This is a genomic window from Rosenbergiella sp. YN46, assembly GCF_036620675.1.
GTDB lineage: Bacteria > Pseudomonadota > Gammaproteobacteria > Enterobacterales > Enterobacteriaceae > Jejubacter.
The window spans coordinates 19,373-34,652 of record NZ_JAZHEE010000031.1 but is presented as its reverse complement, the minus strand read 5'-3'; the positions used below and the strand labels follow the sequence as shown (position 1 = coordinate 34,652).

At 56.2% G+C, this 15,280-nt stretch carries 8 protein-coding genes and 1 pseudogene; 4 read left to right on the top strand and 5 right to left on the bottom strand.

Annotation, left to right across the window (positions count from 1 at the left end; all coding sequences use genetic code 11):
- Positions 1-110: 110 nt before the first annotated feature.
- Together rcsC and gyrA are read right to left on the bottom strand one after the other, a co-directional pair.
- Entirely contained in the window at positions 111-2,957 is a 2,847-nt protein-coding gene (gene rcsC / locus V3W49_RS17795; RefSeq protein ID WP_500147287.1) for a two-component system sensor histidine kinase RcsC, read from the bottom strand.
- 412 nt (positions 2,958-3,369) lie between these two features.
- A complete protein-coding gene (gene gyrA / locus V3W49_RS17790; RefSeq protein ID WP_500147285.1) occupies positions 3,370-6,009 on the bottom strand; it encodes a DNA topoisomerase (ATP-hydrolyzing) subunit A in 2,640 nt (879 codons plus the stop codon).
- Positions 6,010-6,167: 158 nt separating this feature from the next.
- On the opposite strand from gyrA, the gene ubiG reads away from it, so the two are divergent.
- The 4 genes from ubiG to yfaE all read left to right on the top strand — a co-directional run bounded on the left by ubiG (position 6,168) and on the right by yfaE (position 10,989).
- Positions 6,168-6,887, top strand: coding sequence for a bifunctional 2-polyprenyl-6-hydroxyphenol methylase/3-demethylubiquinol 3-O-methyltransferase UbiG (gene ubiG / locus V3W49_RS17785; RefSeq protein ID WP_500147284.1), 720 nt, complete (start codon positions 6,168-6,170; stop codon positions 6,885-6,887).
- Positions 6,888-7,255: 368 nt separating this feature from the next.
- Entirely contained in the window at positions 7,256-9,541 is a 2,286-nt protein-coding gene (nrdA, locus tag V3W49_RS17780) for a class 1a ribonucleoside-diphosphate reductase subunit alpha (RefSeq protein WP_500147283.1), read from the top strand.
- A 54-nt stretch (positions 9,542-9,595) separates the two neighbouring features.
- Positions 9,596-10,729: a class Ia ribonucleoside-diphosphate reductase subunit beta gene (nrdB, locus tag V3W49_RS17775; RefSeq protein ID WP_500147282.1), complete on the top strand. Its 1,134-nt coding sequence runs from the start codon at positions 9,596-9,598 to the stop codon at positions 10,727-10,729.
- A 2-nt stretch (positions 10,730-10,731) separates the two neighbouring features.
- Positions 10,732-10,989: a class I ribonucleotide reductase maintenance protein YfaE gene (yfaE, locus tag V3W49_RS17770; RefSeq protein WP_500147281.1), complete on the top strand. Its 258-nt coding sequence runs from the start codon at positions 10,732-10,734 to the stop codon at positions 10,987-10,989.
- A 64-nt stretch (positions 10,990-11,053) separates the two neighbouring features.
- Here the strand turns inward: yfaE and glpQ are convergent.
- From glpQ to V3W49_RS17755, 3 genes and pseudogenes are all read right to left on the bottom strand, one after another.
- Positions 11,054-12,124 (bottom strand): annotated as a pseudogene (gene glpQ / locus V3W49_RS17765) (glycerophosphodiester phosphodiesterase).
- Positions 12,121-13,482: a glycerol-3-phosphate transporter gene (gene glpT / locus V3W49_RS17760; protein ID WP_500147279.1), complete on the bottom strand. Its 1,362-nt coding sequence runs from the start codon at positions 13,480-13,482 to the stop codon at positions 12,121-12,123. The pseudogene glpQ and the gene glpT overlap by 4 nt, the downstream one beginning before the upstream one ends.
- A 329-nt stretch (positions 13,483-13,811) precedes the next feature.
- Entirely contained in the window at positions 13,812-15,014 is a 1,203-nt protein-coding gene (locus V3W49_RS17755; RefSeq protein ID WP_500147278.1) for a nicotinamide mononucleotide deamidase-related protein YfaY, read from the bottom strand.
- Positions 15,015-15,280 lie beyond the last annotated feature (266 nt).

The following is a 15,280-nucleotide window of genomic DNA, read 5'->3' as shown; positions in this document are numbered from 1 at the left end:
CTTATTGTCTTCGGATTTAAATCTCTCGGGACGGGCAGATACCTCTTTTTAAGGTCTTTGGTACGCCCCTATGGGGCGAAATCAATGCCGCCTTCTATGAAGACGGATTTTTACTCCCGGGTACTGCGCACCCGCTCGGCGTAGAGAGCCAGGGTCTGCCTGATAATATCCAGCGTTACCGGTTTCGACAGACAGCTATCCATACCCGACTCGATACAGCGTTGCTTCTCTTCCGCCAGCGCGTTGGCCGTCACACCAATGACCGGCAGCGTCAGGCCCAACTGACGAATCCGCTGGGTCAAACGGTAACCGTCCATATTAGGCATATTGACGTCGCTGAGCACGATATCAATATGGTTCTTGCTCAACACATTCAGCGCATCCACCCCGTCATTGGCGGTCAGGCACGGATAACCCAACGATGCCAGCTGATCCGCCAGCAGACGGCGGTTAATCGGATGATCATCCACCACCAGAATCATCATATCGTCATTCTGCTGGCGGATGGTTTCCGGCGCAGGCAGTTCCGGCGCGCTGCCCTCATGCTGAACCTCGATGCTAAAGATTCTGCCCAGCAGCGCAATCAGCTCATGGGGCGAAGAGACGCTGTGAGTCCAGCACCCCGGGCTGCGCTCCAGCGGCGTGCCGATATGACGCCGACAGAAGACGACCTGCGCCCTGCCCGCCCATTCATGACGCGGTTCATCATCAATCAGCAGCACATCCTCTTCACCCGGCGTCTGATCGCTGTAGCGCCGAACCGGAATGCCGTGACGCCCAAGCAACTGCTCCAGATAGTGATAAAGCGAGGCGTTACGCACCGCCAGCCAGCAGCAGCTTTTTTCCAGCGCCCTGATGCTGTCCGGCGTTGAGAAACGGGCTCCGTACAGCGGAATACGGATAGTAAACTGGCTGCCGATGCCGGGTTCGGAATCCACCGCAATATCGCCATCCATCATACCGACCAGTTTTTCGCAGATAGCCAACCCCAGGCCGGTTCCCTGGAAATTACGCTGCACGCCGGTGCCCACCTGAAAGAAGGGATCAAACAGACGCACCACCTCTTTAGCCGCAATCCCCACCCCGGTATCGCGCACCCGTAAGCGCAGATAGCAGTCATCCACCGAAACCTGGAGGATAATGCAGCCTACATCGGTAAACTTGATGGCGTTACTCAGCAGGTTGGAGATCACCTGCTGCAGGCGCATCGGATCGCCGCGTAGCATCAACGGCACATCCGGCTCGATAAAGCAGTAGAGGCCAAGCTGCTTACGCACCACCAGCGGCAGATAGTTGGCGGTCACATGGCTCATCACTTCGCGTGGTGAAAACTCGCGCGGCTCAATCTTCAGTTGCTCCGACTCTATCTTCGAGAAATCGAGAATATCGCTGATAATCTTAAGCAGCAGGCTGGAGGAGTTATTCATCGCCGTTACCAGGCGATCGACCCCTTTCGGCAGCTCCCGGGTCTGCAGCAGATCCAGATTACCGATAATACCGTATAGCGGAGTACGCAGTTCATGGCTGACTGTGGCAAGAAACATCGATTTCGACTGGCTGGCCTGCTCCGCCGCCTGGGCCATCTCCTGCAGGGACTCCTCCATCTTCACGCGGGCGCTAACGTCCACCAGCACGCAGATCGCCACGTTTTCATTGCGATAGCGCGAATGCACGAAGCTTATTTGCAGATTGGTGCTATCGCTGGTCAACACGTCCACGAAGTTAACCTGCTGGCCGCAGATAATCTGCGTCAGACGCTGCCTGTCCTCCGGCGTCAGCATATTCAGGTAGTTGTGCGCCAGTTCATTACTGATGATATTGGTGCCGTCCTGGGTACGCAAAATGCAAATTCCCACCGGCGCCGAAGCTACAATCTTACGGTTAAACTGCTCGTGCTCTTCCAGACGCTGGGCATCGGCTTCCGCCGGAATAAAGATACGCCGTTCGTACAGGCGGGCCAGGGTAAACAGCACAATCCCCACCAGCACGTTCAGCAGCACCGCATTCAGTATCAGCATCCGAATGCGTTCCAGCACCATATCCACCGGCACTGAGTAAATCACGCTCAGAGAAGAAGGCGGCAGGTTTTTTTTCAGAATCAGCTCTTTAAAACCAGAGGTATAGCCAAACCAGGCGCGCTCCTGCACCCAGCGGCTGTCCGGCACAATAGCGCTATCGCCGCCGGTCAGCGAGAACAGAGGATGGCCGTTTTCATCCAGCACCGTCACCCCCATCGGCAAGCTGCCCGGCGTAAAGAAATTTTCCATCCGGATAGTCTGCTCCACCCCCAGCAGCGCCTGCAGGCGGTTCGCCAGATAGACCGGCGTCAGGGTATAGAAGTAACCGATGCCAGGACGCGGCCCCTGGCTTATCCAGTACAGGCTACTGGACTGTTCGTTCTGTGGGGTATTTCGGTATTTCAGTACCTTATCATGCAGGGGCTTCAACGCCCCTTCGCGCTCCAGAGGCAGGTTACGCAGCCCAAAATCGGCCATGCACTGACTGTCCCCCCCGACCAGAAAGACCCGATTCAGATCGTAGGCGGCGGAAAAGTTTTCCCGCCAGTAGCGCAGGAACCAGGCCAGCGATTGCAGAGATCTACGCCAGGTATTACCCAGCGCTGAGCAGTCTGAATCCGGAAACAGCGGCACAAAGTTGGGCGTCTGTACCGATGCATTGCCGCCATCAAGGGGCGGTAGCTGTCGGGTTCCGTCGAGCCGGTTTTCGGTAATGTATTTCAGCTCCTTCATGACGTCCGAAGTGCGCTGAATGTAGCGCTGGGCCTGATCGAAGCTCAGATTAAACTCGCGACGAATCTCCGACTCTTTTTCATGCAGCGCATTCACGATGTAAAACACCGAGAACAGCGCAATCAGTAACCAGAGCAGCAGCGCCAGCGCGCGAAACAGATAGCGTGAAACTTTCAGCGTGGTGCGAAAGGAGACAAAATATTTCAAAGTGGCCCCGGCGTCCTTAGTACCTCTGGAGGAATGCGGATAAGGTATCCGCAAACGCCCGCTCCCGCAACGCCAGGACTCCCATTCCTGCGGCAGTCCATTGTCAGTTGCCCGGTAAAGTCCGTCGAATCGCACAATCAACGGAACTTTTCGTTATCTTTAATAATACCCGCCGCGCCGCATGCCACCCGGAGATAGTCATTGGGCCTGTTGTCATGCAGGCCGCCCGGGAACTGAGGCCGATATGGAAAAATCGGTGATAGTCATCGCCGGATCTATTATAGGATTCTGTATGACCGTCCCGATCTTCCCGGCAGCGCTCTTTATTATCGGCCTGTTGCTGTTCTGAACGCGCGCATAAAAAAAACCGGCCCAGGTCTCCCCGGCCGGTTTATTACGACGACTAAACCAGTCAGTCGTTATCGTCGCCTTCGGCATCAGCGTCGTCGCTGTCGGTTTCCGGCGCGATTTCATCTTCGCCTTCCGCCACGCTACCGTCGATAGCGTCCAGCTCTTCGTCATCCACCGGCTCAGCCACGCGCTGCAGCCCCACCACGTTTTCGTCGTCCGCGGTACGGATCAGAATCACGCCCTGGGTGTTACGGCCCACGATGCTGACCTCGGAAACGCGGGTACGAACCAGAGTACCGGCATCGGTAATCATCATGATCTGGTCGCAGTCATCCACCTGAACCGCGCCCACCACATGGCCGTTACGCTCGGTCACCTTGATGGAGATAACCCCCTGGGTGGCGCGGGACTTGGTCGGATACTCGCTCACGGCGGTACGCTTACCGTAGCCGTTCTGCGTGACCGTCAGGATAGCCCCTTCGCCGCGCGGAATAATCAGCGAAACCACGCGATCGCCTTCGGCAAGCTTAATGCCGCGAACGCCAGTGGCGGTACGGCCCATGGCGCGCACCGCGTCTTCTTTAAAGCGCACCACTTTACCGTGAGCGGAGAGCAGCATCACTTCGTCGCTGCCATCGGTCAGATTAACGCCGATCAGTTCATCGCCATCGTTAAGGTTCACCGCGATAATACCGGCGCTGCGCGGACGGCTGAATTCAGTCAGAGCGGTTTTCTTCACGGTGCCGCTGGCGGTCGCCATAAAGACATTGACCCCTTCCTCATATTCACGCACCGGCAGAATGGCGGTAATACGTTCGTCCGCTTCCAGCGGCAGCAGGTTGACGATGGGTCGACCACGGGCGCCACGGCTGGCTTCCGGTAGCTGATAGACCTTCATCCAGTACAGACGCCCGCGGCTGGAGAAGCAAAGGATAGTGTCGTGGGTGTTGGCCACCAGCAGCCTGTCGATAAAGTCCTCTTCCTTTATACGGGCGGCGGATTTGCCCTTACCGCCGCGACGCTGGGCTTCGTAATCGGTGAGCGGCTGATATTTCACGTAGCCCTGGTGAGACAGGGTAACGACCACATCTTCCTGGCTTATCAGGTCTTCGATGTTGATGTCGGCGCTGTTGGCGGTAATTTCAGTACGGCGATTATCGCCGAACTGATCGCGAATCAGTTCCAGCTCTTCGCGAATCACCTCCATCAGACGCTCGGCGCTGCCAAGGATGTGCAACAGTTCGGCAATCTGCTCCAGCAGCTCTTTATATTCGTCGAGCAGCTTTTCGTGCTCCAGGCCGGTCAGTTTCTGCAAACGCAGATCCAGAATCGCCTGCGCCTGCTGTTCGGTCAGATAATATTTACCGTCACGAATGCCATATTCCGGCTCCAGCCATTCAGGACGCGCCGCATCGTCGCCGGCGCGTTCCAGCATGGCGGAAACATTACCCAGATCCCAGGACTGGGCGATCAGCCCGGCCTTCGCTTCCGCTGGCGTTGGCGCACGGCGGATCAGTTCGATGATCGGGTCGATATTAGCCAGCGCAATCGCCAGGCCTTCCAGGATATGGGCACGATCGCGCGCCTTACGCAGTTCAAAAATGGTACGGCGAGTCACCACTTCGCGACGGTGACGTACGAAGGCTTCCAGAATCTCCTTCAGGGCCATAATCTTCGGCTGACCGTGGTGCAGCGCCACCATGTTAATCCCAAAAGAGACCTGGAGCTGAGTCTGGGAGTAAAGGTTGTTCAGCACCACCTCGCCCACGGCATCGCGCTTCACTTCAATCACGATGCGCATTCCGTCTTTATCGGATTCATCGCGCAGGGCGCTGATGCCTTCGACCCGCTTGTCTTTCACCAGTTCGGCGATCTTCTCGATCAGACGCGCTTTGTTAACCTGGTAGGGAATCTCGTGAACGATAATGGTTTCACGCCCGGTTTTGGCATCGGTTTCCACTTCCGCGCGCGCGCGAATATAGATCTTGCCGCGACCAGTACGGTAGGCCTCTTCGATTCCGCGGCGGCCATTAATAATGGCGGCGGTGGGGAAGTCCGGCCCGGGGATATGCTCCATCAGCCCTTCGACGCTGATGTCTTCATCATCTATATAGGCCAGGCAGCCGTTAATCACTTCGGTCAGGTTATGAGGCGGAATGTTGGTCGCCATTCCCACCGCGATACCGGAAGAGCCGTTAACCAGCAGGTTAGGGATCTTAGTTGGCATCACATCAGGAATTTTCTCGGTACCGTCATAGTTATCTACGTAATCGACGGTCTCTTTTTCCAGATCGGCCATCAGCTCATGGGCGATCTTCGCCAGGCGAATCTCGGTATAACGCATCGCTGCCGCGGAGTCGCCGTCAATGGAGCCGAAGTTACCCTGGCCATCGACCAGGGTATAGCGCAGGGAGAAAGGCTGCGCCATACGTACAATGGTGTCATAAACAGCGGAATCGCCGTGGGGATGGTATTTACCGATTACGTCACCAACGACACGGGCCGACTTTTTATAGGCTTTGTTCCAGTCATTTCCCAGTACGTTCATGGCGTACAGGACGCGACGGTGAACCGGTTTGAGGCCATCACGGACGTCCGGCAGTGCACGGCCAACGATGACCGACATAGCGTAGTCCAGGTAAGAGCTCTTAAGCTCCTCCTCAATATTGACCGGTGTAATTTCTCTGGCAAGGTCGCTCATGTAACCGCTATCCCTCTGTTGTATCCCGGATTTAAAGGTCAAAAATTATAACACAGCCCTGACGACTCAGGTAAGCAGGATAGCGCTCTCCCGGCGCTTTATTCAGGCGCCTGGCCTGATATACTCGCTTTTATAACCAAGAAGGAGTGTCAACCGCCATGAATCAAGAAAACGCGCCGCTTTCACCCAATGTCGATCGGGATGAGATCGCCAAATTCGAAGCGGTCGCTTCCCGCTGGTGGGATATGGAAGGAGAGTTTCGCCCCCTGCACCGCATTAATCCTCTGCGTCTGGGCTATATCTGCGAGCATGCCGGCGGCCTGTTCGGCAAGAAAGTGCTGGATGTCGGCTGCGGCGGCGGCATTCTGAGCGAGAGTATGGCCCGTGAAGGCGCCGACGTTACCGGTCTGGATATGGGGGCCGAACCCTTGCAGGTGGCGCGTCTTCACGCGCTGGAAAGCGGCATTCAGGTCGAGTACGTTCAGCAAACCGTGGAGCAGCATGCCGACCAGCATCCCCAGGCTTATGACGTGGTGACCTGCATGGAAATGCTGGAGCACGTGCCGGATCCGCAATCGGTGGTTAATGCCTGCGCCCGTCTGGTGAAACCCGGCGGCCACGTTTTCTTTTCCACCATCAACCGTAACGGCAAAGCCTGGCTGATGGCGGTGGTGGGTGCCGAATACATTATGCGTATGGTGCCGCGCGGTACCCACGACGCGAAAAAATTTATCAGGCCGGCGGAGCTGCTCGGCTGGGTGGATCAGACCGGGTTGCGGGAAAGCCACATGACCGGCCTGCACTATAATCCGCTGCTCGACCGTTTCTCCCTGGGGCCTGGGGTTGATGTTAATTATATGTTGCACACCACGGCCTGATCCGTTCATTCCGGCACCAGTCAGGTGCCGGTTATCACCAGGACTTTTACCTGGTTTCAGAATAGAATTTTTTCAGCAGGGCTAAGAATTCAGCACTCGATCAAATTTTCATTTTTTTTTTCAGGTCATTGACAATCCGCCCGGCCCTTATGTGGCGTGGACTTAGCGAAATCCCCTCATCGACAACCCCAATTTGATAACAAAATCAATACTTGTTCTCCTGAGATTCCTTACTAGAATACTCACCATATAGCGGTTTATTTATCTTCAACCCCCTACATATAGTATTTATCCACAGGGTTAGCCACAGGGCAGCTTCTGTGAATAAAACGGGGGATATTTTCATCTCACGGACAGGTATTTCCCACATGAATCAGAGTCTGCTGGTTACAAAACGTGACGGTCGCACTGAGCGCATCAATCTGGATAAAATCCATCGGGTACTGGATTGGGCGGCAGAGGGGCTGAACAACGTCTCTATCTCTCAGGTTGAGCTGCGTTCCCAGATCCAGTTCTACGACGGGATGAAAACCTCCGATATCCATGAGACCATGATCAAAGCGGCGGCAGACCTGATTTCCCGCGAAGCGCCGGACTACCAGTATCTGGCCGCACGTCTGGCCATCTTCCATCTGCGTAAGAAAGCCTATGGCCAGTTCGAGCCGCCGAAGCTTTACGATCATGTGACCAAAATGGTGGAAATGGGTAAATACGACCGCCACCTGCTGGAAGACTATACCGAGGAAGAGTTCGCTCAACTGGATAGCTTTATCGACCACTGGCGCGATATGAACTTCTCCTACGCCGCGGTAAAACAGCTGGAAGGTAAATACCTGGTCCAGAACCGCGTGACCGGCGAAATCTATGAAAGCGCACAGTTCCTCTATATTCTGGTTGCCGCCTGCCTGTTCTCTGGCTATCCGCGCGAAACCCGTCTGGACTATGTGAAGCGCTTCTACGACGCGATCTCCACCTTTAAGATCTCGCTGCCGACGCCGATTATGTCCGGCGTGCGTACTCCGACCCGCCAGTTCAGCTCCTGCGTGCTGATTGAGTGCGGCGACAGCCTGGATTCTATTAACGCCACCTCCAGCGCCATTGTGAAATACGTTTCCCAGCGTGCCGGCATCGGCATCAACGCTGGCCGTATCCGCGCGCTGGGCAGCCCAATCCGCGGCGGCGAAGCGTTCCACACCGGCTGCATTCCGTTCTACAAGCACTTCCAGACCGCGGTGAAATCCTGCTCCCAGGGCGGGGTTCGCGGCGGCGCGGCCACCCTGTTCTACCCGATGTGGCACCTGGAAGTCGAAAGCCTGCTGGTACTGAAAAACAACCGCGGCACCGAAGCTAACCGCGTTCGTCATATGGACTACGGGGTGCAGATCAACAAGCTGATGTACACCCGTCTGCTGAAAGGCGGCGACATTACGCTGTTCAGCCCGTCCGACGTTCCCGGGCTCTATGATGCTTTCTTCGCCGATCAGGAAGCGTTCGAGCGTCTGTACGTGCAGTACGAAAATGACGACAGCATCCGTAAGAAAAGCATTAAGGCTGCCGAGCTGTTCTCTCTGATGATGCAGGAGCGCGCCTCCACCGGCCGTATCTACATCCAGAACGTGGATCACTGCAACACCCACAGCCCGTTCGACGCCCAGGTGGCGCCGGTACGCCAGAGCAACCTCTGTCTGGAGATAGCTCTGCCGACTAAACCGCTGGACGACGTCAACGACGAAAGCGGCGAAATCGCCCTGTGCACCCTTTCCGCTTTTAACCTGGGCGCCATAGCAAGCCTGGACGAGCTGGAAGAGCTGGCCACCCTGGCGGTGCGCGCGCTGGACGCCCTGCTCGACTACCAGGACTACCCGATTCCGGCGGCGAAGCGCGGCGCCATGGGCCGTCGTACGCTGGGTATCGGCGTTATCAACTTCGCCTACTACCTGGCGAAGCACGGCGTACGCTACTCCAACGGCAGCGCTAATAATCTGACCCATAAAACCTTCGAAGCTATTCAGTACTGGCTGCTGAAAGCCTCTAACGAGCTGGCGAAGGAACAGGGCGCCTGCCCGTGGTTCAATGAAACCACCTACGCTCAGGGCGTGCTGCCTATCGATACCTATAAAAAGGATCTCGATGCCATCAGCAACGAGCCGCTGCACTACGACTGGGAAGCTCTGCGCGAATCCATCAAGGCCCACGGCCTGCGTAACTCGACGCTCTCAGCCCTGATGCCGTCCGAAACCTCTTCCCAGATTTCGAACGCCACCAACGGTATCGAACCGCCGCGCGGCCACATCAGCATCAAGGCGTCTAAAGACGGTATTCTGCGCCAGGTGGTGCCGGAATATGAGCGCCTTAAGGATAACTACGAGCTGCTGTGGGATATGCCGGGCAACGACGGTTATCTGCAGCTGGTGGGGCTGATGCAGAAATTTATCGACCAGTCGATCTCCGCCAACACCAACTACGATCCTGTACGCTTCCCGTCCGGCAAAGTGCCGATGCAGCAGTTGCTTAAGGATCTGCTGACCGCCTATAAGTTCGGCGTGAAGACGCTCTACTATCAGAACACCCGCGACGGCGCGGAAGATTCTCAGGACGACCTGGCGCCTTCCATCCAGGATGACGGCTGCGAAAGCGGCGCTTGCAAGATCTGATATCCGGGGGCGGGACGAGCCGCCCCTGTTTTTCGTATCACAGGAACAAATAACATGGCATACACCACATTTTCACAGACGAAAAACGACCAGCTAAGCGAACCGATGTTTTTCGGCCAGCCGGTCAACGTGGCCCGCTTCGACCAGCAGAAATACGAGATTTTCGAAAAGCTTATCGAAAAGCAGCTCTCTTTCTTCTGGCGTCCGGAAGAGGTGGATGTCTCCCGCGACCGCATCGACTATCAAAGCCTGCCGGATCACGAGAAACATATCTTTATCAGCAACCTGAAGTATCAGACCCTGCTGGACTCCATTCAGGGCCGTAGCCCGAACGTCGCGCTGCTGCCGCTGATTTCGATTCCGGAGCTGGAAACCTGGGTGGAAACCTGGGCTTTCTCAGAAACTATCCACTCGCGCTCTTACACCCATATTATCCGCAACATCGTCAACGATCCGGCGCTGGTGTTCGATGATATCGTCACCAACGAAGAGATCCTCAAGCGCGCTAAGGATATCTCCACCTACTACGACGGCCTGATTGAGATGACCAGCTACTGGCATCTGCTTGGCGAAGGCACGCACAGCGTTAACGGCAAAACTATTACCGTTAACCTGCGCGAGCTGAAGAAAAAGCTCTATCTGTGCCTGATGAGCGTAAACGCGCTGGAAGCCATTCGCTTCTACGTCAGCTTCGCCTGCTCCTTCGCCTTTGCCGAGCGCGAACTGATGGAAGGCAACGCCAAAATCATCCGACTGATCGCCCGCGACGAGGCCCTGCACCTGACCGGCACCCAGCATATGATCAACCTGATGCGCAGCGGCGCAGACGACCCGGAAATGGCCGAGATCGCCCGCGAATGCCAGCAGGAGTGCTATGACCTGTTTGTGATGGCGGCGCAGCAGGAAAAAGAGTGGGCCAACTATCTGTTCCGCGACGGCTCGATGATCGGTCTGAACAAGGATATTCTGTGCCAGTACGTGGAGTACATCACCAACATTCGTATGAATGCCGTGGGACTGGAGATGCCGTACGATAAAGCCCGCTCCAACCCGATCCCCTGGATCAACGCCTGGCTGGTGTCTGACAACGTTCAGGTCGCGCCTCAGGAAGTGGAAGTCAGCTCTTACCTGGTCGGCCAGATCGATTCCAATATCGACGCCGACGATCTGAGCAACTTCCAGCTCTGATTATGGCTTTCCGTATCCTCCTTCGCCACAGCGGCACCCAGCTCCAGTGCCACGATGAGCATCCGTCGCTGCTGGCGGCGCTGGAGTCGCACCAAATCGACGTGGAGTATCAGTGTCGGGAAGGCTATTGCGGCGCCTGCCGCACCCGGTTGATCGCCGGCCAGGTTAACTGGCTGAGTCAGCCGCTGGCCTTTATTCAGCCCGGCGAGATCCTGCCCTGCTGCTGCCAGGCGAAAGGCGATATCGAAATCGGGATGTAACAGATTAAGGTCAGAAAAAACGCCAGCCGCTGAATGCCGACTGGCGTTTTTTTATGGGCGCCGCTTATTTATCAAGAAACGCGCGGGCCTTATCGGGGAAGTCAGTGAACAGGCCGTCTACGTTATCCCGGTTATAGAGCAGGTCGAACAGCTGATTTACGTCGCTGACATAGTCCGGTAAGTCATCGGCACGCACCGTATAGGGATGCACCACCATATGACTGGCGTGGGCCTCCTTCACCATCGCCGTCAGGCGAATATTGCCTTTGGTTGACCCCTGCTCCACAAGCATATGGTAATCGGGGCCGATACCGTCGGCATACTGCGCGATTTGCTTCATGGCGCCGGGCTTAAACATCCAGTCGTAGCTGTAATTCACCCATTTACCGTCCGGCTGTTTCTGCTGAGTCTCATTCCAGTCGGTATAGGCGATAAGCTGTACCAGTTTCAGATTCATACCGCGCTGCGGCTCAAGGGTATTTTTAATGCGTTTAAGCTCATCCGTATCGAAGCATTGCAGATAAACCTTATCCTCAGGCCCGGTATAGCCATACTGTTTCAGCACATCCAGCACTTTCGCCGCAATATCCTTACCTTCCTGGTGATGGAACCAGGGGGCTTTAATTTCCGGATAGATACCAATATTTTTACCGGTGGAGTGATTCAGCCCCTGAATAAACTCCAGCTATTCCTGAAAGGTGTGAACCCGAAAATCCGACTTATTCATCGGGAAACGGCCGGGATACGTCTGCACCTGCTTACCGTTTTCAATATCGAACCCTTCGGTAAACTTCAGCGACTTAATTTCCGCCAGGGTGAAATCAATGGCGTAATAGCGCCCGTCCTTGCGGGCGCGATTCGGGAAACGTTTAGCCACATCGGTGACCCTGTCCAGATAGTGGTCGTGCAGCACCACCAGCTGGTCATCTTTGGTCATCACCAGATCCTGCTCAAGATAATCCGCCCCCTGAGCGTAAGCCATCGCCTTCGCCGGTAGCGTGTGCTCCGGCAGATAGCCGCTGGCGCCGCGATGGGCGATAACGATCTTCTCCTGGGCCTGCGCCACGGCGCCCGCCATCATACCGGCAACCACGATACCAATACCGACGCCTGCTAACCGTCGTGGGAATATCATCCTTTGTTCTCCTGTTTTGCCTGCATTTCACGGTGGTGTTTACGTTCACCCATCATCACTATCAACAGCAGAAGTACCGCCAGCACGCTGCCGCCGATCATCACCATAAAGCCGCCGTCCCAGCCGAAGAAGTCGACGGTGTAACCGACAATGGCACTGGCGGCCACTGAACCGCCCAGGTAGCCGAACAGCCCGGTAAAGCCCGCCGCGGTCCCCGCCGCTTTCTTGGGCGCCAGCTCCAGCGCATGCAGACCAATCAGCATCACGGGGCCATAAATCAGGAAGCCGATAACGATCATACAGGCCATATCGATGCCCGGATTTCCCGGCGGGTTCAGCCAGTAAACCACGGTGGCGATGGTCACCAGGGTCATAAAGAAAACGCCGGTCGCGCCGCGATTGCCTCTGAACACCTTATCGGACATCCAGCCGCACAGCAGCGTTCCGGGAATACCAGCATACTCATAGAAGAAATAGGCCCAGGAGGATTTATCCAGCGCGAAGTGTTTCACCTCTCTCAGGTAGGTCGGCGACCAGTCGAGAATGCCGTAGCGCAGCAGATAGACGAAAACGTTGGCGATGGCGATATACCACAGCAGGCGGTTTGGCAGAACATACTGCATAAAAATCTGCTTCGCCGTCAGTTCCTGCTCGTGCTCGTGGCTGTAGTCGTCCGGATAGTCATTCTTATACTCCTCAATCGGCGGCAGGCCACAGGATTGCGGGGTATCGCGCATCATGGCGAAGGCGAACAGCGCCACCAGAATCGCGGCAAAGGCGGGCATATACAGGGCTGCATGCCAGTCGTTAAACCAATACATCCCCAGCAGGAACAGCAGCGGCGGAATACCGCCCCCTACGTTATGGGCGCAGTTCCAGACTGAAACGATGCCGCCTCGCTCCTTCTGGGACCACCAGTGCACCATGGTGCGTCCGCACGGCGGCCAGCCCATGCCCTGGAACCAGCCGCACAGGAACAGCAGCACGAACATTACGGCAATGCTAGAAGTCGCCCAGGGAACGAACCCCATAAACAGCATCACCACTGCCGCCAGGATCAGCCCGGCTGGCAGAAAAACGCGCGGATTCGAGCGATCGGAAACCGATCCCATAATAAATTTGGAAAAACCATAGGCGATGGATATACCAGAAAGCGCAAAGCCCAGATCGCCGCGGGAAAACCCCTGCTCCACCAGATAGGGCATCGCCAGCGCAAAGTTCTTGCGAACCAGATAATAAGCCGCGTAGCCAAAAAATATCCCCATAAAAATCTGCCAGCGCAGACGGCGGTAAACCGGATCGATTTTGTCAGCCGGCAGCCTCGCCTTATGCGCGGCAGGTTTAAAAATTGTTAACATGTAGCCTCCGTGGCGTTCTGTTTTCTTGCGATGTCACTGATTATTTTGATTATCAATTGATTGAAAAATCATCAATTTTCTTTTTCGAGCGTAATAATAGTGAATGCGCGCATACTTTAATGTGAAACATCGCACATTGTGTTACAAATTTATTAAAAATAAACGACAGCGCACAGAAAAATCGACCATAAGAAGGACGAATTGCTCGTTTTCACCCATAAAGGAACAAAATACGTCATAAAAACCCCCATGACGGGTGATAAGGAATATTCAGACGGGAAGAAAACAACATAATGGAAAATGCCCTGGCAGGACGCCAGGGCGATCGCTCAGGCCGTAAAGCTCTCCTCGACCTGGATCCAGCCGTGGCTGGCCTCCAGCGGCAGCCCCTCCAGCCAGCGGCGCAGCATGTTCTGCGCCATCATGGCGCACGCCTGCTGAAGATCCCGGCGGCTGTATCGCCGACCGTTCAGCGAAATCCGCAAACTGTGCGTGCCGTCCGGCGTGTGCAGCACCAGATTCAGGCTCTCTGTCCGCAGCTCCCCTACCAGCAGCGCCAGGTCGCTCTGACTCTGCCCGGCAAAGCGTAGCGCCCGCGCCGCGCTCTGCGCCAGGGCTTCCGGTTGCGGCGGCGGTGCCAGAACCTCCCCCGCCTGTAGCGTCACGCCACCTTCCCCTAACTGCCAGCACAGCAGGCCGCCGGTAAACTGCTCGCTGACGGCAAGCCGTAGCCCCCGGGTCGCGAGCAGCCCGGCCAGGCGGGCGGCCAGGCCGTCGGTGCCTTCAAAAATCAGGCTGTCGCCCGCCACCCGACGCACCTCCTGCCACAGCGTCATCATCTGTGAACGCATGGCGTCCGGGCCGGTCAGTTTCAGCTCGATAATCGGCATGGCAGAGCGATAGCCCAGGGTTACGCCCGGTGGGCGCGGCAGAGCGTCCAGCGCCTGGGCCAGCTCGCTTTCGCTGCGCCCGAAAGTGGTCAGGCGCAGGCAGAGCGGCGGCGCCGGCAGTTCAAAGCGGCGACGCAGCAGCGGCAAAATTTGCTGCGCCACCATGGTTTTAAACTCGCCCGGAACCCCCGGGGTAAAGCAGAGCAGGCAGCCATTCAGGCGCATGGCAAAACCGCAGGCGGTGCCCACCGGGTTGTCGATGATTTCACTGCCCTGCGGAATCAGCGCCTGCTTGCGATTTGCGGGCGACATCTCGCGACCGCGGGAAGAAAAATAGCGCGCCATGGTCTCCAGCCATCCGACATCTTCCACTAGCGCCACGCCAGCGGCGCACGCCGCCGCCTCGGCGCTCAGGTCATCGCTGGTCGGCCCCAGGCCGCCGTTGACGATCAGCACATCGCATTCCCGGCTGCGGCGCTGTAAAGCACAAACCAGCGCGTCCAGATTATCGCCCACGGTGCTGCGCCCACTCATCGGCAGCCCCTGTTCAAACAGGTAGTCGGCCAGCCAGGCAGCATTGGTATCCACTATCTGCCCATACAGCACTTCATCGCCGGTAGAGAGCATTTCTACTTTTATCATCGTTCGGCCCCGCCCAAATAAAGAGTTCAACTATAACCTGGCGAACCTGCTAAATAACCAATCGCCCCTGGATAATTCGAAATCCAGGCATTATCCCAGCCAGGAGACCGGGGAAAAGTCCTTATTTTTATGACGATAATGACAGGCAGTGGAAATAACTGTGATAGAGAAAGCCAAATTGCGTGCGATCAACAAGCTGGTCAAGAATAAGGCGTAGCGTAATCCGTCGTAGTACGGAAATTAACAATCCACCCGATTTTATCCCA

Bases quoted from the DNA above. Each gene is read 5' to 3' on its own strand.
- gyrA (WP_500147285.1), bottom strand. From the start codon at position 6,009: ATGAGCGACCTTGCCAGAGAAATTACACCGGTCAATATTGAGGAGGAG.
- ubiG (WP_500147284.1), top strand. From the start codon at position 6,168: ATGAATCAAGAAAACGCGCCGCTTTCACCCAATGTCGATCGGGATGAG.
- nrdA (WP_500147283.1), top strand. From the start codon at position 7,256: ATGAATCAGAGTCTGCTGGTTACAAAACGTGACGGTCGCACTGAGCGC.
- nrdB (WP_500147282.1), top strand. From the start codon at position 9,596: ATGGCATACACCACATTTTCACAGACGAAAAACGACCAGCTAAGCGAA.
- yfaE (WP_500147281.1), top strand. From the start codon at position 10,732: ATGGCTTTCCGTATCCTCCTTCGCCACAGCGGCACCCAGCTCCAGTGC.
- glpT (WP_500147279.1), bottom strand. From the start codon at position 13,482: ATGTTAACAATTTTTAAACCTGCCGCGCATAAGGCGAGGCTGCCGGCT.
- V3W49_RS17755 (WP_500147278.1), bottom strand. From the start codon at position 15,014: ATGATAAAAGTAGAAATGCTCTCTACCGGCGATGAAGTGCTGTATGGG.